This is a genomic window from Dactylosporangium sp. NPDC000555, from assembly GCF_040300025.1.
In the GTDB taxonomy this organism is placed as follows: Bacteria; Actinomycetota; Actinomycetes; order Mycobacteriales; family Micromonosporaceae; genus Dactylosporangium.
On sequence record NZ_JBEPDB010000030.1, the window covers coordinates 47,281 to 69,927 of the forward strand.

The 22,647-nt window shown below is 71.7% G+C and carries 16 protein-coding genes; 11 read left to right on the plus strand and 5 right to left on the minus strand.

Annotation, left to right across the window (positions count from 1 at the left end):
- Positions 1 to 33: 33 nt before the first annotated feature.
- Complete coding sequence (locus ABT297_RS19750; RefSeq protein ID WP_350551356.1) at positions 34 to 924, plus strand: sulfurtransferase; 891 nt, start codon at positions 34 to 36, stop codon at positions 922 to 924.
- A 62-nt stretch (positions 925 to 986) separates the two neighbouring features.
- Here the strand turns inward: ABT297_RS19750 and ABT297_RS19755 are convergent, their stop codons facing one another.
- Together ABT297_RS19755 and ABT297_RS19760 are read right to left on the minus strand one after the other, a co-directional pair.
- A complete protein-coding gene (locus ABT297_RS19755) occupies positions 987 to 1,937 on the minus strand; it encodes a glycoside hydrolase family 130 protein (RefSeq protein WP_350551359.1) in 951 nt (316 codons plus the stop codon).
- Entirely contained in the window at positions 1,927 to 4,365 is a 2,439-nt protein-coding gene (locus tag ABT297_RS19760) for a glycosyltransferase (protein WP_350551361.1), read from the minus strand. Before ABT297_RS19760 ends, ABT297_RS19755 begins: the two co-directional genes overlap by 11 nt.
- Before the next feature lie 349 nt (positions 4,366 to 4,714).
- Between ABT297_RS19760 and ABT297_RS19765 the strand changes: the two genes are divergently transcribed.
- From ABT297_RS19765 to ABT297_RS19805, 9 genes are all read left to right on the plus strand, one after another.
- Positions 4,715 to 6,505, plus strand: coding sequence for an HSP90 family protein (locus ABT297_RS19765; RefSeq protein ID WP_350551364.1), 1,791 nt, complete (start codon positions 4,715 to 4,717; stop codon positions 6,503 to 6,505).
- Positions 6,495 to 9,284: a hypothetical protein gene (locus tag ABT297_RS19770; RefSeq protein WP_350551367.1), complete on the plus strand. Its 2,790-nt coding sequence runs from the start codon at positions 6,495 to 6,497 to the stop codon at positions 9,282 to 9,284. Before ABT297_RS19765 ends, ABT297_RS19770 begins: the two co-directional genes overlap by 11 nt.
- 157 nt (positions 9,285 to 9,441) lie before the next feature.
- A complete protein-coding gene (locus ABT297_RS19775) occupies positions 9,442 to 10,086 on the plus strand; it encodes a TetR/AcrR family transcriptional regulator (RefSeq protein WP_350551370.1) in 645 nt (214 codons plus the stop codon).
- Between the two features lie 101 nt (positions 10,087 to 10,187).
- A complete protein-coding gene (locus tag ABT297_RS19780; RefSeq protein WP_350551373.1) occupies positions 10,188 to 11,540 on the plus strand; it encodes an acetyl-CoA carboxylase biotin carboxylase subunit in 1,353 nt (450 codons plus the stop codon).
- 1 nt (position 11,541) lies between these two features.
- Entirely contained in the window at positions 11,542 to 12,435 is an 894-nt protein-coding gene (locus tag ABT297_RS19785) for a hydroxymethylglutaryl-CoA lyase (RefSeq protein WP_350551375.1), read from the plus strand.
- A 122-nt stretch (positions 12,436 to 12,557) separates the two neighbouring features.
- Positions 12,558 to 13,547, plus strand: a complete 990-nt coding sequence (locus tag ABT297_RS19790) for a hypothetical protein (protein WP_350551378.1) — start codon at positions 12,558 to 12,560, stop codon at positions 13,545 to 13,547.
- A gap of 235 nt (positions 13,548 to 13,782) precedes the next feature.
- On the plus strand, positions 13,783 to 15,330 hold the full coding sequence (locus tag ABT297_RS19795; protein WP_350551380.1) for a chaplin family protein: 1,548 nt from the start codon (positions 13,783 to 13,785) through the stop codon (positions 15,328 to 15,330).
- Between the two features lie 183 nt (positions 15,331 to 15,513).
- Positions 15,514 to 17,028 carry an acyl-CoA carboxylase subunit beta gene (locus ABT297_RS19800; protein WP_350551383.1) on the plus strand — a complete coding sequence of 505 codons (1,515 nt, stop codon included), beginning with the start codon at positions 15,514 to 15,516 and terminating at the stop codon, positions 17,026 to 17,028.
- Positions 17,029 to 17,055: 27 nt separating this feature from the next.
- Positions 17,056 to 18,213, plus strand: a complete 1,158-nt coding sequence (locus tag ABT297_RS19805; protein ID WP_350551386.1) for an acyl-CoA dehydrogenase family protein — start codon at positions 17,056 to 17,058, stop codon at positions 18,211 to 18,213.
- Between the two features lie 7 nt (positions 18,214 to 18,220).
- Here ABT297_RS19805 and ABT297_RS19810 read toward each other — a convergent pair whose 3' ends face one another.
- Both ABT297_RS19810 and ABT297_RS19815 read right to left on the minus strand, forming a co-directional pair.
- Positions 18,221 to 19,696, minus strand: coding sequence for a glutamate-cysteine ligase family protein (locus ABT297_RS19810; RefSeq protein ID WP_350551388.1), 1,476 nt, complete (start codon positions 19,694 to 19,696; stop codon positions 18,221 to 18,223).
- A 279-nt stretch (positions 19,697 to 19,975) separates the two neighbouring features.
- Positions 19,976 to 20,551 carry a YceI family protein gene (locus tag ABT297_RS19815; protein WP_350551391.1) on the minus strand — a complete coding sequence of 192 codons (576 nt, stop codon included), beginning with the start codon at positions 20,549 to 20,551 and terminating at the stop codon, positions 19,976 to 19,978.
- A gap of 97 nt (positions 20,552 to 20,648) precedes the next feature.
- Here ABT297_RS19815 and ABT297_RS19820 point away from each other — a divergent pair, with 97 nt between their 5' ends.
- Entirely contained in the window at positions 20,649 to 21,137 is a 489-nt protein-coding gene (locus ABT297_RS19820; RefSeq protein WP_502885597.1) for a MarR family winged helix-turn-helix transcriptional regulator, read from the plus strand.
- A gap of 96 nt (positions 21,138 to 21,233) precedes the next feature.
- On the opposite strand, the gene ABT297_RS19825 is transcribed toward ABT297_RS19820, so the two are convergent.
- A complete protein-coding gene (locus tag ABT297_RS19825; RefSeq protein ID WP_350551394.1) occupies positions 21,234 to 22,610 on the minus strand; it encodes a hypothetical protein in 1,377 nt (458 codons plus the stop codon).
- Between the last annotated feature and the right edge of the window lie 37 nt (positions 22,611 to 22,647).

Sequence of the window (22,647 nt, forward strand, 5' to 3'; positions counted from 1 at the left end):
GAAGCCGCCCGGTGGAGCGCTAGGGTCGGAATCATGCCTGTTGCTTCCGATCCAGCGCCCGAGCTGGGCGCGTATGCGAACCCGGGCCGGCTGGTCACCACCGCGTGGCTCGCCGAGCATCTCGACGACCCGGGGCTGGTCGTCGTCGAGTCGGACGAGGATGTGCTGCTCTACGGCACCGGACACATCCCCGGGGCGGTCAAGGTCGACTGGCACACCGAGCTCAACGACCAGATCACCCGCGACTACGTCGACCCCGAGGGGTTTGCCGCCCTCTGCGGTGCCAAGGGCATCGGCGCCGACGACACGATCGTGTTCTACGGCGACAACTTCAACTGGTGGGCCACCTACGCGTTGTGGGTGTTCTCCCTGTTCGGCCACCGCGACCTGCGCATCCTCGACGGTGGTCGGGCCAAGTGGATCGCGGAGGGGCGTCCGGTCACGAGGGAGGTCCCGGCCCGCGAGGCCACGAAATATCCGGTCGTACCGCGCAACGACGACCAGATCCGGGCGTTCCGCGAGGACGTCATGGAGCACATCAAGGCCGGCCGTCCGCTGGTGGACGTGCGGTCGCCGGGTGAATACACGGGCGAACTGCTCCACATGCCGGACTACCCCCAGGAGGGTGCGCTGCGCGGCGGGCACATCCCGGGCGCGGTCAGCAAGCCGTGGAAGCAGGCCGCCCGCGACGATGGGACCTTCAAGCCGGCCGACCAGCTGCGCCAGATCTACGCCGACGAGCTCGGCCTGCGCAAGGACGACGACGTCGTGGCGTACTGCCGCATCGGTGAGCGCTCGTCCCACACCTGGTTCGTGCTGACCCACCTGCTGGGCTACGACCAGGTGCGCAACTACGACGGCTCGTGGACGGAGTGGGGCAACCTGGTCCGCGTGCCCGTGGTCAAGGGCTCCGAGCCGAAGTGAAGCCGAGCCCGCAGCCGGGGTGAAAAGCACCGGGGCCGCGCTGGACGCGCGGCCCCGGTGACTCACTCGTCCTCGGGAGGCAGCGAGACCAGGTAGTCGACGACCTCCGAGTATCGGGCGCTCGCCATGGCCACGGTGAGGTCGGCGGCGCCGTAGTAGAGGCGCAGCTCGTCGCGGGACTCGTCGTGGACGAGGCCGGTCGGGAAGATCACGTTAGGCACGTCGCCGGTCCGCTCGTAGTCGGCCTCGGGGCCGAGCACCCAGCTCGGGGTACGCCGGATGACCTTGGTCGGGTCGTCGAGGTCCAGCATGACCAGCCCGACGCGGTATATGGACGTTGCGACCATCGCCTTGACGCCGTGGTAGACGGCGAGCCAGCCGTGGGGGGTCTCGATCGGGGGCGGGCCCATCCCGATCCGGGTGGCGTCCCACCAGGGGCCGGAGCGCGACTGCATGACCGGCTCGGGGGTGGTCCAGGAGCGTAGGTCGGTCGACTTGGACAGCCACACGTCGGCGCGGGCGGACAGCACCGACACCGGCCGGTGGAAGAGCACGTAGCTGCCGTCGATCCTGCGCGGCAGCAGCGATGCGTTCTTGTCCTCGGGCGGCATCACGATGCCCAGGGGCTCCACGGACAGGAAGTCCTCGGTCCTCGCGAGCGCGACGCACGGGCCACCGGGCCCGTACGCCGTGTACGCGATCACGTAGCCGCCCAGCTCCTCGACGTAGGTGATCCGGGGATCCTCCACGCCCCAGCAGCTGTGCGCGTCGGTCGGGTCGTCGGCGATGAGCGGCTTGCCCTCGACGACCCAGTTGGTCCGCCCGTCCTTGCTGCGGGCGACGGTGAGGTGCGAGATGCCACGGCGATCCTCGATCCGGCAGAGCAGGACGGTGTCGCCGTTGTGCATGCAGGCGCCGGGGTTGAAGACGCTGTTGATCGGATAGGGCCAGTCCCCGGCGCCGAGTAGGGGATTGGCGGCTTCCCGGTGGAACAGCTCCGCGTCAAAGTGCATCGGAATGGTCCTCCGTGGTGCGCAGACGGGGCGGTTTGGCGGTCGCGCTGAACCCCGCCGACGCCCGGCCCACCACGCGTCCCTTGTTCGTGGGTTTGGACAATGTGGCGACCGGCAGGGCGGTCGGAACCGGCGTCGTGGCCGCCACGGGGTGCGGCAACGCGGCCAAACCGGCCCTGAGGAGGCTCAGGAGCGCTTGGTAATAGGCTAGCGTGGACTCGGCTCCCTGGTTCCCATTTGGCTCAGTAGCAGACAAACCGTCATGGCAGGCGCCGGTGGCGTCCACGTAGAGCCGGGCCCCGACGCGGTTGCGCCCCAGGAACCACGTGAAGCCCCAGCCCGCCAGCCGTGCCAGGTGCGGCTCGGCCGCGTGCTGCCACGCGTCGACGAGCGCCTCGGTGATCGCCGCGGCGTCGATCGGCTGCTCGTCGCCGTCGTTGGCCAGCCACAGCGCCGGCGGCTCGCCGCGGCGGTGCCAGTGGTTGCCGACGCAGCGCAGGGTGCCGTCGGCGAGGCCCACGTGCTGCACGTACCAGTCGAGCGCGGCGATGGCCCGGGCGGCCGCGGCGTCGTCCTCCAGCAGCGCCGCGCCGAGCAGCATGGCCTGCGGCAGGCGTGCGTTGTCGTAGGTGAGCTGGGGCTCGAACCAGCGCCAGGCCGGGTCGACCGCCGACGTCTCGACGAGCGCCTCGTCGAGCCGCGCCAGCAGCGGCGCCGCCTGTTCGACGCGGCCGGCGCGGGCGAGGCCGATCAGTGCGTACGCGGCCGACCGCAGGCCGAGCCCGGGCAGCGCCTCGGTGCGCGGGCCCAGCTCGTCCAGCAGCGCCGACGCCGGCCTTCTGATGTCATCCGGTACGGCGGGAGTGCCCACCAGCACGCCCAGCGCCCAGACCGTCCGCCCGACGTGGTCGCCCATGTGCGGCCAGTCCTGCCAGGTGCCGCCGTAGCTGAGCACGTTGTGCATCGCGCCGGACGGGTCGTAGGCGGCGGTGAGGAACCGGATCGACTGCCGCAGCCACCGGGTGGCCAGCGCCGTCTGCCGCGCGTCGGTGCCGACCGCGAGCAGGTCCGCCGCCACGATCGCGAGCCGCGCGACGTCGTCGACGCAGTACCCCGAGGAGGAGTCCGGGTTGGGGCCGCGGGAGAACTGGATGATGCCGATCTCGTCGGTGAGCCGGTCGAGGTGGTCGAGGTTGAGCACCGGCGCGGCGGCCGTCGCGTGGCCGGGGCGGGACGAGGCGGCCTCGGCCTGGCGTACGACGTCGATGAACAGGTCCGCTTCGCGGGCCGCGACGGCGGGCCAGGGCAGCCAGGACGCGCACGCCTCGGCGACGGCCTTGGCCGCGGCCAGCGCGCGCGGGTCGTCGAGCAGGTCGATGATCTCCGCGGCGAGCGCGCCGCCGTCGCCGATCGGCACCACCCGGCCGGCGCCGCCGGCGAGCATGTCCTCGGCGTAGCTGTACGCGGTCGACACGGCCGGCAGCCCGGCGCCGAGGGCGAAGGTGAGCGCGCCCGAGCAGATCTGCTCCGGCTGGCGGTACGGCGTGACGAAGAGCGTGCTGGCGTGCAAAATCGCCGACAGCTCATCGAGGCCCAGGAAAGCGTCGACGAAGTGGACATTGCCGGCCAGGCCCAGCTGCTGGACCTGCTTCTGCAGACCCTCCCGGTAGGCCTCGCCCTCCTGCCGCTTGATCTCGGGATGGGTGGTGCCGGCCACGATGTACTGCACGTCCGGGTGCTTCTTGACCACCTCGGCCAGCGCGTCGATCGCGATGTCGATGCCCTTGCCCTTGCCCAGCAGCCCGAACGTGGTCAGCGTCGGCTTGCCCCATACCGTGTCGAGCAGGTCGCGCAGCCCGGGCCGCAGCGTCGAGGTCTCCGGTGGGCGGCGCATCGCCTCGGGCGCCCCGTGCGGCACGACGACGAGCTGGTGCCCGGCGGCGACGCCGGTGCGGATGGCGACCCGGCGGGCCGTTTCGGTGAATACCGTCACCCGGGCCGCACGAGCGCACAGCGCCCGCAGCGTGGCGGCCTGTTCCGGCGAGGGCTGGGGCAGCACGGTGTGCAGGGTCAGCAGATACGGGATCCCGCAGGCGTTGAGCGCCCGGGTCAGCTCCAGCAGGTGCGAGCCGGCCGGCCCGCCGAAGATCCCGTACTCGTGCTGGATCAGCACGACCTGGACGCCGGCCTCGCGCAGGACGCGGGCCGCCGCGGAGTAGTCCTCGATGCGGTCCTGGTTGATGGTGGCGACGACCTCGTCGCCGTAGGTGAGCCCGTCACGGTCGATGGCCACGACGACTGTTTCCAGATCGTCGGTGGCGACTCCCAGTGCCTCGCGCAGGTCCGCGGTGTACGTCGCAAGACCGCAATGGCGTGGCAGATAGGTCGACACGATACCGAGTCGATAGGTCGCGGCTGGGTGTGACATGGACACATTGTTACCCCCGACGGCGCCGAAAAACCTTCATACGGCCGGATGAGGGGTGGGTTGGATCATGTGCACCCGCAGCTCATACAGGATATCACCCGCCCATTGACCCAGGTGCTCGTCAATATGGGACATTCGCCTGCGCGATCGGCCAATGGTCACGTACTGTGATCGTGGACTCTGGGACCATTTGGGTAGCGGTTTGCCGGCGTCGATCCATTCGGGCGAAATTCGGCCTCTCCCATCCAGTCCGCCCCGCCCGGCCACTACTGACTCCCGATCTTCCGGCCGAACGGCTGCTCCGGGCCACGGGGCAGGAAATGTCAGACCCACGCGGTAGCGTGCCCGCGTGGATCGGACGTTCCAAGTGGATCTGCGCGGCGTCGTCGACCTGCTCAGCCACCACCTCTACGCGAGCCCCCGGGTGTATGTCCGGGAGCTGCTGCAGAATGCCGTCGACGCGATCACCGCGCGCCGGTCGGCCGGCCCGGATTCGGGCGGTCCCGGGCCGCTCCCCGTGATCCGTATCGAGCCGCCGGACGTCACCGGCGACGGCACCCTGCGGATCATCGACACCGGCATCGGGCTCACCGAGGAGCAGGTGCACCAGTTCCTGGCCACCATCGGGCGCAGCTCCAAGCGTGACGACCTCGGCTTCGCCCGGCACGACTTCCTCGGCCAGTTCGGCATCGGGCTGCTCTCCTGCTTCCTGGTCGCCGACGAGATCCGGGTGCTGACCCGCGCGGAGGGCGCCCCGGCGGTGCTGTGGCGCGGGTTCGCCGACGGCCGCTACAGCGTCGAGACCGAGGACCTGCGGCGGGCCGAGATCGGCACCACGGTCACGCTGGTGCCGCGCCGCGACGCCGAGGACTGGCTGCGGCGGCGGACCGTGGCCGAGCTCGCCTCGCTCTACGGGTCGCTGCTGCCGGTCCGGGTGGAGGTCGCCGGCGTGCCGGTCAGCGGCGAGGGGCCGCCGTGGCAGGCGGGCGGGTCGGGGCGGCGGGAGCGGCTCCAGGAGTACTGCCGGGAGGTCTTCGGGTTCGTCCCCTTCGACGTGATCGACCTGTCGGTGCCGGCGGCCGGGCTGACCGGGGTCGCGTTCGTGCTGCCGACGCCCGCCAACCCGGCGGCGCGGGCCGGTCATCGGGTGTATCTCAAGCGGATGCTGCTCGCCGAGGGCGCCGAGGGGCTGCTGCCGCCGTGGGCCTTCTTCGCCCGCTGCGTGATCGACGTCGGCGAGCTGCGCCCGACCGCCAGCCGCGAGGCGCTGTATGAGGACTCGCTGCTGGAGGCCACCCGCGAGGCGCTGGGCGACCAGCTGCGGGGCTGGCTGATGAGCCTCGCCGGGCGCAACCCGCGCCGGCTCGGCGAGTTCCTCGACGTGCACCACCTCGGCGTCAAGGCGCTCGCGCTGCACGACGACGAGATGCTGCGGCTGGTCGAGCGCTGGTGGCCGATGGAGACCAACACCGGCCGGATGACGCTGGCCGACTTCCGCGCGCAGCACGGCCTGGTGCGCTATTCGGCTCAGCTCGACGAGTTCCGCCAGATCGGCGCCGTCGCCGCGGCGCAGGGGATGGCGCTGGTCAACGCCGGCTACATCTACGACACCGAGATCATCGAGCGGCTGCCGCAGGTCGAGCCGGGCGCGCTCATCGAGCGGGTCGAGCCGGGCGACCTCAGCACCGCCTTCGACGCCCTAGAGCCGGAGGTGGAGCTGGCCAAGCGGCCGTTCCTGCAGCTGGCACAGCGGGCGCTGGATCGGCTCGGCTGCGAGGTCGTGCTGCGCTCCTACGACCCGGCCGGGGTCCCGGCGATGTATCTCACCAGCCGCGCCGCCTCGTTCGCCGCCGAGCTGCGGGCGACCCGCGAGCGGGTCGACGACGTGTGGGCCGACGTCCTCGACGCGCTGGCCCGCACCGACGAGCAGGACCGCTCCCAGCTCGTGCTCAACTACCGCAACCCGCTCGTGCGGCGGGTCACCGAGATCGCCGATGCCGACCTGGTCCGCCTGGCGGTCGAGGGGCTCTACGGCCAGGCCCTGCTGCTCGGCCACCATCCGCTGCGGCCGGCCGACGCCGCGCTGCTCAACGGCTCGTTCCTGGGCCTGCTCAACAAGGCGGTCGGACATGAAGAGTGAAGAAGAGCTGTGGTCGCTGCTCCGCGAGGCCTACCACATGCCCTACGGCGGCGCCCAGATCGCGCTCGTCGAGCAGGTCATGCAGCACGCCGACGCGGGCGGGCACGACGAGCTGCGCCTCGCCTCGCGGCTGTTCGCGACGACCGCCTACGTGCACGGCGGCGAGCCGGCCAAGTCGTTCGTCACCTTCTCGTGGTGCCGGGCCGAGTATGACGCGCACCCCGAGCGCTTCGACCGCGAAGACGAGCACACGCTGCTGTGGCACTTCAAATACATGATCAACGGGCTGCTGAAGTTCCCGGCCGTGCCGCTGGCGCGCACCTACGACGTCCTCGACGACATGGAGCGCCGCTTCCGGGCCGGCGGGCACAGCCTGCACGCGGTCTACGCATACCGATATCAGGTCGCCGAGCACCTGGGTGACCCGGCGGCGGAGGACTGGTATGCCAAGTGGAACGCCGCATCCCGCGACCAGAACTCCGACTGCGCCGGCTGCGACCCGGGGCAGAAGGTCGACCACCTGGTCGGCCTGGGCCGCGACGAGGAGGCGGTCGAGATGGCCCAGGCGGTCCTCGCCGGGCGGCTGACCTGCGTCGAGCAGCCACAGTCGATCCTGACCTCGCTGATGGTGCCGTATGCGCGCACCGGGCGGCTGAGCGAGGCCGCGGACGCGCACCGTCAGGCGTATCGGCGGCTGCGCGGCAACCTCGCGGACATGCAGAGCATCGGTGAGCACATCGCGTTCTGTGCGCGGACCGGCAACGAGACCCGCGGCCTCGAGCTCGTCCAGCGGCACCTGCCGTGGCTCGAGCGCTCGCCCAGCCCGCATGCCGACATGTGGTTCTCGGCCAACGCCGCGCTGCTGCTGGGCCGGCTCGATCCGGGACTGCCTCTCGGCGACACCATGGCCGGCGAGCTGGGCGCGCGGCTCGCGGCACGCGCCCGCGACTGGGCCGCGAAGTTCGACGAGCGCAACGGCACCTCCTCGATCTCCGGTCGCATCGAGGCGACCATCGGCGCGCGGCCGCTCGTCGAGCACCTCCCGCTGAGCGCCGTCGCCCGTCGCCGCGCCGAGGCCCCGGCCGCCGTCGCCGCCCGGGCGGAGCGGGAGCTGCCCAGCGACCCGGCGGCGCTGCTCGACCGGGCCTGGCAGCTCTACGAGGAGCACCGCGTGGACGCCGCGACCGCCGCGTTCGAGCGCTTCGACGAACTGCTCCCGGAGCCGCCGCCCGAGCTGGCCGTGCGCCGGCTCGACGGGCGCGCTCGGCTGATCGCCATCCGGGACGACGGCGGCCCGGCCGCCGAGGCGCTGTTCCTCGAGGTCGCCGCCGCCCACCGGGCCCTCGGCGAGGAGCTGGCGGCGCTGGCCGCGCAGTCCCGGGCGGTGCTGTCCCGCCAGGCGGACGAGGAGATGCTCGCCGAGCTCGTCGCGCTGATCGAGCGGATCGTCGCGCACGAGGGCGCCGACGCCGACCTGCGGGCCGAGGCGCGGCTTCGGGCGGAGTCGGCGCTGCTGGGGCTCGAGCGCGTGGAGGAAGCGCTCGCGGCGGTCGACGCGGCGATCGCCGAGGGGCCCGAGCGTCCGTCGCTGCGCGCCGAGCTGAGCGCCCGCCGCGCCCGCGCCCTGCTCGTGCTCGAGCGCTACGACGAGGCCGTGGCCAGCGCGGACGAGTCGCTAGAGCACTACGCGGCGCTCGGCACGCCGCCGCCGGCGGGCATCCCCTCGCTGATCCGCGCGCACGCGCTGGGCAGCCTCGAGCGCTTTGACGAGGCGGTCGCGTCGTTCGACGCCGCCCTGGCCCTCGCCGTCGACCGGTCGTTCCGGCTGTCGGCGCTGGTCGGGCGGGCCCGGGCGCGGCTGGCCGGCGACCGCCCCGCGGACGCGATCGACGATCTCGTCGAGGCGGTCGCCGACCACGTCGCGCAGGGGGAGGACCTGCCAGCGGCGCAGCTGCGATACGACCTGGCCACCGCCTACCACCACGCCGGGCAGCCGCTCGACGCGGCCGAGGCGGCGGAGAGCGCCCTCGACGTGCTCGACCGGGCCGGGGCGCAGGAGAGCGCCGACCAGACGCGGTACATGCTGTCGCGGATCTACCAGGAGCTGGGCGAGACCGACCTCGCGCTCGGGCTGCTCGAGGCCCTCGCGACCAATCTCGACGGGTACGACAACCTGCCGACCCGGGGCCGGATGCTGCAGGAGGCGGCGCAACTGCTCTACGAGGCCGACCGGGATGCGCAGGCCGCGGAGCGCTTCGCCGCGGCGGCGGAGGCGTTCCGGGCCGCGGGGGTCGTGCAGGCCGAGATGTATACCCGGAGGATGCGCGCCCTGGCGCTGCGCTGGGCCGGCGACATGGGCGGCGCGCTCGCCGCGCTGGAGGAGGCCGATGCCCTGTCGCGCTCGCTCGACGGCACCGTCGACGCCACCGAGCAATGGCTGGTCTGGCAGCGGGCCATGCTCGACTGCGACGCGGCCCGGGTCCTCATCGGCGCCGGCCAGCTCGACGACGCCGCACGCCGCTCCGCGGGCGCGGGGGAGGCCCTGCGCTCGATCGGTTCGCTCGGCGATGCCCTCGACGCCGACTTTCTGCACGCCGAGTCCCTCATGCGCCTCGGCGACCCGGCCGGCGCGGAGCCACGGCTGCGATCGGTGCTCGGCGCGGCGCCGCGGGGTTCGCAGATCGAGCAGAACTCGGCGTGGATGCTGGCGGAGTCGCTGGAGGCCCAGGGCCGCTCCGACGAGGCCGAACGCATCCGTGGCGAATACCTGAGTCAGTAGGGGGCCACGCCCCCGCGCGTGGCCGCGCGCACTGAGCGAACGCCCGCTCGCGGCGGGCTGCGATTGGTGCGTGATGCGGACGCTGGCACAATGATGAGGCGTAATTTTACTTAACGATCGTTCATTATTCGGGTTGACACGAGGTTAGGCTTTCCCCATGACGCTGGAACGGCAAGTCGCCCGACCGCCCGCTCAGTCCCGCGGTGCGGGACCCGCTGGTCAGCAGGCAGCCCAGCAGGTGCGGCGGCGCTCCCGGCGGGAGGAGATCCTCGAGATCGCCGTCGGGCTTTTCGCCACGCGCGGCTACCACGGCGTCTCCATGGACGATATCGGCGCGGCGGCCGGCGTCACCGGGCCGGCGCTGTATCACCACTTCGCCGGCAAGGAGGCGATGCTCGTCGCGGCGCTGATCCCGGTGAGCGAGCAGCTCCTGGCCGGCGGGCAGGCCCGCATCGCCGAGTCCGGTGGCGACCCGGCGGCGGCGCTCGCCGCGCTCGTTGACTTCCATGTGGAGTTCGCGCTGGCGAATCCGGCGGTCATCGCGCTGCACCTGCACGAGCTCGACCGGCTGCCCGAGGAGCCGCGCCGGCAGATCCGCCGTCTGCAGCGGCTTTACGTGGAAGAGTGGGTTGGCACGCTCACGTCGCTGCGGGGCGGCGAGCTGAACGACGGCGAGGCCCGGGTGCTGGCGCACGCCGCGTTCGGTCTCATGAACTCGACCCCGTTCCTGGGCGGCGAGGTCGACCGGGTGCGCCGGGCCGAGCTGCTACGGGCCGCGACACTCTCCGCGCTGCAGGGGTAACCCTCCGGGGTGGCGCCGGGTGAATCGGGTGAATCCGGCCCGGTCCATCCACAGGCTTGCCGCATTCGTACCCACAGAGTTATCCACAGGAGGGCGTCCGAATGCTGAGATCGCTGCTCGTCGCCAACCGCGGCGAGATCGCCCGCCGGATCATCGGCACCGCGCGCCGTCTGGGGATTCGCACGATCGCGGTGCACTCGGAGGCGGACGCGGCGCTGCCGTTCGTCGCGGAGGCGGACGAGGCCGTGCTGATCGGCCCGGCCAACCCGGCCCAGTCCTACCGCAACAGCGAGGCGATCCTGGCCGCGGCGAAGGCGACCGGCGCGGAGGCGATCCACCCGGGGTACGGGTTCCTGTCGGAAAACGCGGCGTTCGCGTCGGCGGTGGTGGAGAACGGGCTGATCTGGGTCGGTCCGGGGCCGGACGCGATTACGGCGATGGGCGACAAGATCAATGCTCGTAACCTGATGGCGGCCGCGGGAGTGCCGGTCGCGCCGGGCACCACCGACCCGGCCCGCACGGCCGACGAGGCGCTGGAGGCCGCGACCGGGATCGGCTTCCCGGTGATGGTCAAGGCCTCGGCCGGCGGCGGGGGCATGGGCATGGCCGTCGCGAGCGACGCCGACGGCCTGCGCGCCGAGTATGACAAGGTCCGTGGCTTCGCGGAGCGTGTGTTCGGCGACGGCTCCGTGCTGATCGAGCGCTACTTCCCGCGGGTGCGGCACATCGAGGTACAAATCCTGGGTCTGGCCGACGGCCGGGTGATCGCGCTCGGCGAGCGCGAGTGCTCGGTGCAGCGGCGCAACCAGAAGCTCGTCGAGGAGACCCCGTCACCCGCGCTGACCCCGGCGCAGCGCGCCGAAGTGCTGGCCGCCGCCGTGCGCGCCGGCGAGGCGGTCGGATACCGCAACGCGGGCACCGTCGAGTGCCTGTTCGACCCGGCCGGCGGCGAGTTCTTCTTCCTGGAGATGAACACCCGCCTGCAGGTCGAGCACCCGGTCACCGAGGCGGTGTTCGGCGTCGACCTGGTCGAGGAGCAGCTGCGGATCGCCTCCGGGCTCGAGCCGACGTTCGACCCCGGAGCGCTGGCGGTCACCGGCCACGCGATCGAGGTCCGGGTCAACGCCGAGGACCCGAAGCGCTTCCTGCCCGGCCCGGGCGCGATCACGACCTGGGTCGAGCCAACCGGCGAGGGGGTGCGGGTCGACGCGGGGTACGCGGCCGGCATGACCGTCACCCCGAACTACGACTCGCTGATGGCGAAGCTGATCGTGCACGGCGCCGACCGGGCCGACGCGCTGGCGAAGCTGCGCGCCGCGGTGGCCGGGTTCGAGGTCGTCGGGCCGAAGGTCAACCTGCCGTTCTTCACAGAGCTGCTGGACAACGCCGAGTTCACCTCCGGCGATTACGACACCGGCATCGTGGGCAGGATGCGGGAACCGAAGAAGGGCTGACATGAGCTTCGTGTCGATCCGCGAGGTCGGGCCGCGCGACGGCCTGCAGAACGAGGACCCGGTGCCGGCCGATGCCAAGGTCCGGCTCCTCGACGCGCTGTCCGCGACCGGTGTGCGGCGGATCGAGGCGGTCTCGTTCGTACACCCGAAGGCGATCCCGCAGATGGCGGACGCCGCCGAGGTCTGGGAGCGCGCGGCCAAGGACCCGGCCGTGCGCTACTCCGCCCTGGTGCCCAACACCAAGGGCGCCGAGCGGGCGCTGGCCGCGGGGTTCACCGAGATCGAGGTCGTCGTGTCCGCCTCCGACACGCACAACCGGCGCAACGTCAACCGGTCGACCGACGAGTCGCTGGACGACATCGCCGGCCTCATTGACCTGCTACACCAGGCGGGCGCGACCGCCGAGGTGATCATCTCGACCAGCTTCGGCTGCCCGTTCGAGGGCGATGTCGCGCCCGAGCGGGTGGCCGGGATCGTCGACCGCGTGGTGGCCGACGGCGCGGACCGGGTCGCGTTCGGCGACACCACCGGCATGGGCACGCCCCGGCGGGTCGAGGAGGTCGTCGGGCGCGTCCGCGACCGGCACCCGGACCTGCCGCTGCTGCTGCACTTCCACAACACGCGCGGCACCGCGCTCGCCAACGTCCTGACCGCGCTGCGGCTGGGGATCACCGAGTTCGACGCCAGCGTCGGCGGGCTCGGCGGGTGCCCCTACGCGCCGGGGGCGACCGGCAACGTGGCCACCGAGGAAGTGGTGCACATGCTGCACGACATGGGGTACGAAACCGGGATCGACCTCGGGGCGCTCATCGCGGCGGCGCGGCTGGCGCAGGAGATCGTCGGTCGGGAGCTGCCGTCCGGGGTGCTGAAGGCGGGGCCGCGGCTCCCCCTGTGAGGCTTGTGCCCGATTCGCCCGTTGTTGTGGCGTGTCCCCGGCCCGGGCGGTTCGTTGCTCAATACGGAAAGAGTCACATGTGGGGTGTTATGCCCGACATTGAGCCGTACTGAGAGGCGGACATGGCCCAGTCGAGGAGCGAGCGCAACCCGCGCACGGCTTCGCCGCCGGCCGCTTCCCGCTGCGCTCGGTACGCCGTCCGCGGCCTGGTCGTCGCCGGTTTCGTCGGTGTCGCCTGGCTGCTGTCGGCCTCCGCGGCGCACGCCTCGAACGGCTCGGACGCTTCCGAGCGGCAGCCGGCCCCGGCGGGCGGGCTGCTCGCACCGGTGACCGGCCTGCTCGCCGGGGCCGGCACCGACGCCGGCAGCCACACGGCTGACCAGCATCAGGCGCTTCAGCACCGTCCGGCCCGGCCGCGGCCGGGCCTCGACCACCAGCGCGGTGATCTGCTCACGAGCACCGTGTTCACGCTGCTGAGTCCGGTGGCCGCGCCGGCCGGCAAGGCCGCCGCATCCGTGACCGTGCACCGGACGGTGTACCCGAAGCAGGGTCTGGTCCAAACCGTGGACCGCGCGGCCCGCTCGGCGACGGCAGACGCGTCGGGCGCCAGGTTTGCCAGCACCAAGAGGCCGGCAAAGGCCGGCATCGTCAGGACCGATCCGAAGCGGACGCAGGAGCCGGCCGTCCAGGCCGTGCCGGTCCGCGACGGATCCACCGGCGACATGACCGTCGCGGCGACCGGCAGCCTCATTGCCGGCGTCGACCCGGCCGTCGCCGCCGGCCGTGCGGCCGACCGCCTCCACGCCGCCCTCCGGACGGCCGAGGATCGCGGCGGTTCGCACGCCAAGCCGGTCGCGGACCGGACCGTAGCGCAGGGTACGCACCACGTGCCGCTGCTGCCCCGCCCGGCGCCCGTCCCAGTGCCGCCGGCGGCCGGCCTCACCTCGGGAGCGCCGAGCACCGGCTCGGGCTTCAACCACGACGGTGGCGCCGCCGTCGCGCTGCCCGCCGCACCGGCCGGCACGAAGGTGCTGACCTTCCGGCCGGTGACGGTCGAGGACGTCGAACTGCGGCTGCTCGCAGCCGAGAAGCCGACAGTCTCACCCGACTGAGGCCCTTCCGGCCAGCCGACGCGACGCCATGCGGGCAGCCGGAACGCAAGCCTCGGTCCCAGCGAACCCGCGTCGACCACATCGCGGCATCTCGTAACACGCACCACGCACCACCGGGCGCACGTCGACAGGGCGAAGCCGGGCACAGCCTGCCCGCACGCAGGTTCGCGGCTCCGTACCGCGCCCATCTCTGCAGTACCGAGGATCGAAAACTATCGAAGGGTCTCACTTCCACATGAAGACGTGGGTTCGTAAGTCGCTCAATGTGGGCGTGCTTTCCGCGGGCTTCCTGCTCGTCTCGGGCGGGGCCGCGCAGGCCTCCGACTGGACGACGGGTTACAACGCCGGCCTGCTCAACGGCAACCAGTTCGACACCACGCTGCAGGTCCCGGTCAACGTCTGCGGCAACTCCATCGCCGTCCTCGGCTTCGCCGACGCCAGCTGCGGCGGCGGCGCCACGGCGGTCAAGGCCGAGAGCGCCACCGCCACCGAGAGCGCGACCACCGAGGACTGGACGACCGGGTACAACGCCGGCGTGCTGAACGGCAACCAGTTCGACACCACGCTGCAGGCCCCGGTCAACATCAGCGGCAACGCCGTGTCGGTGCTGGGCTTCTCCAGCGCATCCAGCACCGGCGGGGCGACCGCGGTCAAGGGCGCCATCGCCGGCGACAACGACGGCCGGGGCAACGGCCGCCGCCCCCACCGCCACAACGGCGGGAACGGCAACGGCAACGGCGGCTACGGCGGCCAGAACAACGGCGCCTACAGCGCCGGGGCCAACGGCCGCTACGGCACCGAGGGCGTCGCGAACCGGACCGAGGACTGGACGACCGGGTACAACGCCGGCGTGCTCAACGGCAACCAGCTCGACACCACGCTGCAGCTGCCGGTCAACGTCAGCGGCAACGCGATCGCGCTGCTGGGCTTCGCGGGAGCGTCCAGCCAGGGTGGCGCGTGGGCGGTCAAGGGCGAGAGCGCCTCGACCACCGAGTCCAACCACACCACCGGGTACAACGCCGGCCTGCTCAACGGCAACCAGCTCGACACCACGCTGCAGCTGCCGATCAACCTCTGCGGCAACTCGATCGCGATCCTCGGCTTCGCCAGCTCCAACTGCGGCGGCGGTGCCACGGCGGTCAAGGGCGACGGCTGGGGCCAGGGCAACGGCTCGGGCCACGGCCACGGTCGCGGTCACGGCCACGGCCACGGCCACGGCCGGGGGGATGGCGACGGCGGTTACGGCAACGGCCAGGGCAACGGCGGTTACGGCCCGGGCACCAACGCCAACAGCAACGCCTACACCAACGTCAGCGGCGACGCGAGCGACGTCAAGGCCAACAACGCGTCGGCGGCGCACACCAAGAAGGTGGCGGCCAAGAAGGCGACCAAGAAGAGCCACAAGGCCATCGACCTGGGTGAGCGCGCCAACAAGGCCAAGAAGCGCCACAACGGCACGGGCGCGGGCGTGTCCCCCGCGCACCACACCGGCTACGGCAACGGGTCGAACAACGGCGACGGCGGCTACGGCAACGGCGCGGGCAACGGCAACGGCGACGACGGCCGGGGCAACGGCCGGGGCAACGGCCGGGGCAACGGCGGGGCCACCGCGGTGAAGGGCGGCTGCGGCGACTGGACCACCGGGTTCAACGCCGGCCTGCTCAACGGCAACCAGCTCAACACCACGCTGCAGGTGCCGATCAACATCAGCGGCAACGCCATCTCGCTGCTGGGCTTCTCGAACGCCTCGAGCTCGGGCGGGGCGCTGGCCTACTCCTGCTGACCTCCTGCGGACGCTGGTAGCGGTACCCCCTGATCGCAGGGGGTACCCGGACCCTGGGGTGCACGCCGACCCGTGTCCGCGAGCGGTCCGCCGCGAATGTTGGAACTTCGCCTCCGCGTCGGCTAACCTGAACGATCGTTAGGTATGAACGATCGTTCAGGCAGCCGACGCGGAGGTCGCAGCATGGAGGGTGATGCCCTCAACCAGACGCGCAAGCGGGTCGAGGCCGGCGGCGCGGAGAAATACCATGCGGCCAACGCCGCGCGCGGCAAGCTCTTCGCCCGGGAGCGCGTCGCCCTGCTCGTCGACGAGGGGTCCTTCGTCGAGGACGGGCTGTTCGCCAACGCGCTGGCCGACGGGCTGCCGGCCGACGGCGTGATCACCGGTTCGGCCACGGTCGACGGGCGGCCGGTCTGCCTCATGGCCAACGACTCGACCGTCAAGGCCGGGTCCTGGGGCGCGCGGACCGTCGAGAAGATCATCCGGATCATTGAGAAGGCCTACGCCACCGGGGTGCCGATGGTGTACCTCGTGGACTCCGCCGGTGCGCGCATCACCGACCAGGTGGAGCTCTTCCCCGGCCGGCGCGGCGCCGGGCGCATCTTCCACACCCAGGTGCGGGCCAGCGGCAGCATCCCGCAGGCCTGCGCACTCTTCGGGCCCTCCGCCGCTGGTGGCGCCTACATTCCCGCGTTCTGCGACGTCGTGGCAATGGTCGAGGGCAACGCGTCGATGTATCTGGGCTCGGACCGCATGGTCGAGATGGTCACCGGCGAGAAGACGACCCTCGAGGCGATGGGCGGCGCGCGCGTGCACTGCGCCGAGAGCGGCGTCGGGCACTTTCTGTGCAAGACCGAACAAGAAGCCATCGATGCCGTACGCCGCTATCTGTCCTACCTCCCGTCCAGCTGGACGTCGGAGCCGCCGGCGGCCGAGGCGCGGGCCGAAACCGGCCTGCCCGAGATCCCGGGCAACGAGCGGCAGGCCTTCGACATGCGCAAGGTCGTCAAGGGCCTGCTCGACGAGGGCTCGTTCTTCGAGATCCAGGCGCTCTGGGCGCGCGAGCTCACCGTCGGCCTCGGCCGCCTCGAAGGGCGTACCGTCGGCGTCGTCGCCAACAACTCGATGTTCAAGGGCGGCGTGCTCTTCGTCGACTCCGCCGACAAGGCGACCCGGTTCGTCCAGCTCTGCGACGCCTTCAACGTGCCGCTGCTCTTCCTCGCCGACGTGCCGGGCTTCATGGTCGGCTCCGCGGTGGAGAAGCAGGGCATTATTCGGCACGGCGCCAAGATGATCACGGCGATCTCCGAGGCGACCGTGCCCAAGATCTGCGTGGTCGTGCGCAAGGCCTACGGCGCTGGCCTCTACGCGATGGCCGGCCCCGGCTTCGAGCCCGACGCCACGATCGCGCTGCCCACCGCCAAGATCGCGGTCATGGGCGCCGAGGCCGCCGTCAACGCCGTTTACGCCAACAAGATCGCCGCGATCGCCGACGAGGACGAGCGCGCCGCGTTCGTCGCCGCGAAGCGCGCCGATTACGAGCGCGACATCGACATCATGCGGCTGGCCAGCGAGCTCGTCGTGGACACCGTCGTGGAACCGGCGGCGCTGCGGGGCGAGCTGGTGCGCCGCTTCGCCGCGGCCCGGGGCAAGGAGCGCGCGTTCTCCCGCCGTCGTCACGGCGTGACACCCGTCTGAAGCGCCGACTTCCAGAAGAGGTTCACGATGGTTGACTTCACCCTTACCGAGGAGCTCGAGGCGCTGCGCTCCAGCGTGCGCGATTTCGCCCACGACGTCGTCGCCCCGGTGATCGGCGACTACTACGAGCGGCACGCCTTCCCATATGACCTGGTCCGGCAGATGGGCAAGATGGGGCTGTTCGGGCTGCCCTTTCCGGAGGACTGCGGCGGGATGGGCGGCGACTACTTCGCGCTGTGCATCGCGTTGGAGGAGCTCGCCCGGGTCGACTCGTCGATCGCGGTGACCCTGGAGGCCGCGATCTCGCTCGGCGCCATGCCGATCTTCCGGTACGGCACGCCGGCGCAGAAGGAGCGCTGGCTGCCCAGGCTCACCTCCGGCGAGGCCCTCGCCGCCTTCGGCCTGACCGAGCCCGGCGCCGGGAGCGACGCGGGCGGCACCCAGACCCGCGCGGTGCTCGACGGGGCGACGGGCGAGTGGGTGATCAACGGGTCGAAGGCCTTCATCACCAACTCCGGCACCGACATCACCGCGCTGGTCACGGTCACCGCGGTGACCGGCGTCAACCCGGACGGCAGCAAGGAGCTGTCGGCGATCATCGTGCCGAGCGGCACGCCCGGGTTCACCGTCCAGCCCGGGTACTCCAAGGTCGGCTGGTGCGCGTCCGACACCCACGAGCTGAGCTTCGACGACGTACGTGTGCCGGCGGAGAACCTGCTCGGCGAGCGGGGCCGCGGTTACGCGCAGTTCCTGCGGACCCTCGACGAGGGCCGGGTCGCGTTCGCCGCGCTCGGCGTCGGGCTCGCGCAGGGCTGTGTCGACGAGTCGGTCGCCTACGCCAGGCAGCGGCAGGCGTTCGGCCGGGCGATCGGGGAGTACCAGGCGATCCAGTTCAAGATCGCGGACATGGAGAGCCGGGCGCACACCGCGCGGCTGGCCTACTACGACGCGGCGAGCCGGCTCGTCAACGGGCGGGACTTCAAGCGCCAGGCGGCCATCGCGAAGCTCTCGGCCAGCGACGCGGCGATGGTCAACGCGCGGGAGGCGACGCAGGTGCACGGCGGGTATGGCTTCATGAACGAGACGCCGGTCGGCCGGATGTACCGCGACGCGAAGATCCTGGAGATCGGCGAGGGCACCTCCGAGGTCCAGCGGATGATCATCTCGCGCTCGATCGGACTGTAGGCGCCGCCTACACCGGCCAGGTGTGGACCGGAACGTTCTCGTGCAGGCCCTCGGAGTACCGCAGCAGCATCTGTCGCAGCGCCATGGGTCGATCGAGCCCATGGCGCTCCTGTAAGGAACGCACGACCTCGGTCTGCCAGGCGGCGCCGTTACGCCCGGTGCGGCACCGGCCCTCGATGACGCCGAGCAGCCGGTCCCGCGTCTGCGGCCGCACCCCGAAGCGGTCCAGGCCGGCCTCGGCCAGCGGCAGCAGCTCGCGCAGCACCAGGTCGGCCACCGCCACCTCGCCGACCTCCGGCCACCAGACCCGCGCGTCGAGCCCCTCGCGAGCGGCGGTGTGGAAGCTCTCCTCGGCCGCCGAGAAGGGCATCTGCGTCCAGATCGGCCGGTCCTGCTCGCACAGCGCGCGCACCAGACCGAAGTAGAACGCGGCGTTGGCGAGCTGGTCGACCACGGTGGGACCGGCCGGCAGCACGCGGTTCTCGACGCGCAGGTGCGGGCGGCCGTTCATGATGTCGTACACCGGGCGGTTCCACCGGTAGATCGTGCTGTTGTGCAGGCGCAGCTCGCCCAGGCGCGGCACCCCGCCGGCCTCGAGCACGGCGACCGGGTCCTCCTCCTCGGTGATCGGCAGCAGCGGCGGGAAGTAGCGGACGTTTTCCTCGAACAGGTCGAAGATCGAGGTGATCCAGCGCTCGCCGAACCAGACCCGGGGGCGCACGCCCTGCGCCTTGAGCTCCTCCGGCCGGGTGTCGGTGGCCTGCTCGAACAGCGCGATGCGGGTCTCGGCCCACAGGCGTTTGCCGAAGAGGTACGGCGAGTTGGCCCCCACCGCCACCTGCACCCCGGCGATCGCCTGCGACGCGTTCCAGTACATCGCGAAGTCCTCGGGTGCGACCTGCAGATGGAACTGCACGCTCGTGCACGCGGACTCGCCCGCGATCGAGTCCGACTGGGCCGCGAGCCGCTCCTGCCCGCGGATGTCGAGCGCGATGTCCTCGCCGCGGGCGTTGATGATCTGATCGTTCAGCAGCCGGTACCGCGGGTCGCTGGACATGTTCGCCAGCACCAGGTGCTCCGGGCGCAGCGTGGGCAGGATGCCGATGAGCACCAGCCGGGTGTCGGACTTGCTCGCCCGCTCGTCGGCGTGCACGAGGCTGGCCAGGACCTCCCGCTCGTACACGTCCAGGCCGTCACCCTCGATGACCCTCGGGGCGACGTTGATCTCGAGGTTGAACTGGCCCAACTCGGTCTGGAACGTGGGATCGGCGAGGTCGGCGAGGACCTCGGCGTTGCGCATGGCCGGCTGGGCATCCGGGTCGATGAGGTTGACCTCGATCTCCAGGCCGGTCATCGGCCGATCGGAGTCGAACCGGAAATCGTTGAGCATGAGCGCGAAGACATCGAGGCAGCGGCGCACCTTCCGCCGGTATCGAGCGCGGTCCTCACGCGAGAAGGCTCCCCGTGTGACGTCCTGGCCCATACCTGCCCCCTGGCCCCTCTTGGACCCCTCACGTTAGGAGCAGTCGAGAGGTACCGCTAGGGACAAAATGGACACAACGGCAGCCGACGGTGAGCAAAACCTTGCAGAGGGTGGGAGATTTCGCCCACCCTCTGCACGACTGCCAAACTCCGGCACTTCGGAAATTTCCGGTTTGCCAGCTCTTTGGATCGCGGCGGTTCAGGGCTGGTGCACGCCTTCGGCGCCTCAGGGCTGACGCACGCCTTCGGCGCCTCAGGGCTGACCCACGCCTTCGGCGCCTCAGGGCTGGCGCACACCCTCGGCGCCGATCTCGATTTTGACCTTCCGGCCGACGAGGACGCCGCCGGTCTCGAGGGTCTGGTTCCAGGTGATGCCGAACTCCTCGCGGTCGATCTCGGTCGTCGCGCTGAAGCCGATGACCTCCTGGCCCCAGGGGCTCTTCGCGTGCCCCTCGAACTCGACGTCCAGCTCGACCTCGCGCGTGACGTCGCGGATCGTGAGGTCGCCGACCAGCTTGAACTCGTTGCCGGACAGGCTCACGACACGCTTGCTCTTGAAGGTCAGCGTCGGCCACTGCTCGACGTGCAGGAAGTCGGGGCTGCGCAGGTGCCCGTCGCGGTCGGCCACGCCGGTGTCGATGCTCGCCGCGTCGATGCTCACCTCGACGTGCGATTCCAGCGGGTCCTCGGCGATGACGATGCTGCCGTTGGCGCTGGTGAAACCGCCGCGCACCTTGCTCACCATCAGGTGCCGCGCGGTGAAGCTGACCCGGGTGTGTGCCGGGTCGAGCTCGAACTTGCCCGGTGTCGGGATGGTGAGGCCCTGGTACTCGCGGGTGTTGGCAGGTGCTGTCATGGTGACTCCCTCGATTGTGCGGTTTCAAAGAAGATTGCCACAGCAAATGTACACGCAGCAGAGTCTTGTTCGTCAAGTTCCCTGCTAGACTCGCGCTGTGACCGACGAGATGCTGGAAGACCCGCGAATCACCGCCATGGGCCTGTTCGTGGAGGCCTTCACCGGGGTGAACGCGCGGCTCAACGTCCAGTTGGCCGAGCACGGCCTCGGCAGCGTCGACTTCGAGGTGCTGGTGCGCCTGGCCCGCTCGCCCGGCAGTGAGCTGCGGATGACCGACCTGGCCGCGCAGACCGGACTGTCCACCAGCGGCGTGACCCGGGTCGTTGACCGCCTGGAGCGCGACGGCCTGGCGATGCGCCGGGCCTGCCCGACGGACCGGCGCGGCTCGTTCACCGTGATCACGCCGGGCGGTCTGGCGAAGATGCGCGACGTGCTGCCCGGGCACGTGGCGCTGATCGAGGAGTGGTTCACCGGACGGCTGAGCCCGGAGGAGCTGGGCACTGTGCTGCGTGGCCTGCGCACGGTTCGCGACGCGGTCCGGCCGGAGGCCACCTCGGGTGTCCCGTCGATGCGCCCCGCCGCCTGACCGTCGCGGCGGAGCCGGGATGCGTTCGTTCGAGAGCGGCGTGACGACGTGCGGTGGGGCGTCCCCCATCCCGCCGGGCAACGGCGGGACAGCCGCCTACTGGGCCGGCTTCCCGCGGCCGCGCTTTGCCCGGGACGTCGACTTGGCCGGCGCGATGTCGGTGGTCGACTCGGTCGGCCAGAGCGGCACGCCGACGCTGGCCGAGGCCGATGCCGAGGATGACGAGCCGGCCGGGGCGGGCTCCTCGCCACCGGTGTCCTCGATGTAGGTGGGGTCGGCGGCGGCCGACGTGTGCGTGCGGCCGACGGACTCGGCGCTGCCGTATGCCCGCGACGGTGCGTAGGCGTCGGACTCCAGGTCGGTGGCGGAGTCGAGCTCGGCCCCGACGGTGACCGGCTCCCGCGACCAGGAGGCGTCCGAGCCGCTCGGCGGGCGCAGCGGGTCGGTGTCCGACTCATCGCCGGCGTGGCGGCGGGCCTCGGCGGCGTCGGCCTCGGCCAGCGCGGCGGCCCAGTCCGAATACTCGGCGGCGGCACGGGAGTCGCGCTCGGCGGCGGCCGCTCGGCGCTCGGCCCGGGACTTGGCGAGGGAGCCGCGGGGGCCGATCACCGACACGATGACCGAGCCCGCGAGGCCGGCGAGCACGGCGTAAGGCGCGATGACGAACGCCGAGAGGTGCTGGTCGCGCTCGCCGAGGGCGGGCGTGGCCAGGATGTAGGCGATGTCCACCAGCAGCGGGCCGGCCATGCCGGAGACCGCCACGCCGACGCGGTTGTCCCCGCGGCGGCCGGCGGGCCAGGCGGCGAGGACGCCGATGACCAGGGCGACGGCGAGCATGAGCAGGGCGCCGGGCAGGTTGACCATGCCGTGGACCCAGGTCGCCTCGGTGAACCGCCAGGTGCCGAGCTGGGCGGCGGTGGCGGTGTTTTCGTCGGCGCGCACGACATCGGCGACCGCGACCACGGCCAGCGACCACAGCCAGGCGGACGAGGCGATGATGTTCGCGGCGATCGCCCGGGCGGCGAGCGCGCCGACCGCGACCAGCAGGCCGACGATCAGGCCGGCGATCGCGTATCCGCTGGCCGTGAAGTACGGCGCGACATTGTCCGGCCGTGGGGTGCGCGCCGGGATGGCGACCAGCGGCACGATGATCAGCGAACCGACAGCGGCGGCGAGTGCGACCACCACCCGCCAGGCCACCATCAGGGCCTTCCCGCCGGTGCTGTCTGGGTCGGCCGGGACGGGCGCACCGGCGCCGGCGAGCCGGTCGGCACAGATGGCACCGATGACGGTCGAGGACGCGGCGAGCCACGTCACCCAGGCGAGGCTGCTGACCCAGACGGTGGCGCTGTCGCCGGTCGGCTGCCAGGAGATGATGCCCAGGCCGTAGCCGAGGCCGAGCTGTGCGGCACCCGCGCCGGCCGCGACACCGATCGCCGCGAATATTGAGGTTGCCCAGCTTCGTGCCGCCATGCCGCGCAGCGTACGCCCAGCCGTCCACCCGGGCGAG

Bases quoted from the DNA above. Each gene is read 5' to 3' on its own strand.
- ABT297_RS19750 (WP_350551356.1), top strand. From the start codon at position 34: ATGCCTGTTGCTTCCGATCCAGCGCCCGAGCTGGGCGCGTATGCGAAC.
- ABT297_RS19755 (WP_350551359.1), bottom strand. From the start codon at position 1,937: ATGCACTTTGACGCGGAGCTGTTCCACCGGGAAGCCGCCAATCCCCTA.
- ABT297_RS19760 (WP_350551361.1), bottom strand. From the start codon at position 4,365: ATGTCACACCCAGCCGCGACCTATCGACTCGGTATCGTGTCGACCTAT.
- ABT297_RS19770 (WP_350551367.1), top strand. From the start codon at position 6,495: ATGAAGAGTGAAGAAGAGCTGTGGTCGCTGCTCCGCGAGGCCTACCAC.
- ABT297_RS19775 (WP_350551370.1), top strand. From the start codon at position 9,442: ATGACGCTGGAACGGCAAGTCGCCCGACCGCCCGCTCAGTCCCGCGGT.
- ABT297_RS19780 (WP_350551373.1), top strand. From the start codon at position 10,188: ATGCTGAGATCGCTGCTCGTCGCCAACCGCGGCGAGATCGCCCGCCGG.
- ABT297_RS19785 (WP_350551375.1), top strand. From the start codon at position 11,542: ATGAGCTTCGTGTCGATCCGCGAGGTCGGGCCGCGCGACGGCCTGCAG.
- ABT297_RS19790 (WP_350551378.1), top strand. From the start codon at position 12,558: ATGGCCCAGTCGAGGAGCGAGCGCAACCCGCGCACGGCTTCGCCGCCG.
- ABT297_RS19795 (WP_350551380.1), top strand. From the start codon at position 13,783: ATGAAGACGTGGGTTCGTAAGTCGCTCAATGTGGGCGTGCTTTCCGCG.
- ABT297_RS19800 (WP_350551383.1), top strand. From the start codon at position 15,514: ATGGAGGGTGATGCCCTCAACCAGACGCGCAAGCGGGTCGAGGCCGGC.
- ABT297_RS19805 (WP_350551386.1), top strand. From the start codon at position 17,056: ATGGTTGACTTCACCCTTACCGAGGAGCTCGAGGCGCTGCGCTCCAGC.
- ABT297_RS19810 (WP_350551388.1), bottom strand. From the start codon at position 19,696: ATGGGCCAGGACGTCACACGGGGAGCCTTCTCGCGTGAGGACCGCGCT.
- ABT297_RS19815 (WP_350551391.1), bottom strand. From the start codon at position 20,551: ATGACAGCACCTGCCAACACCCGCGAGTACCAGGGCCTCACCATCCCG.
- ABT297_RS19825 (WP_350551394.1), bottom strand. From the start codon at position 22,610: ATGGCGGCACGAAGCTGGGCAACCTCAATATTCGCGGCGATCGGTGTC.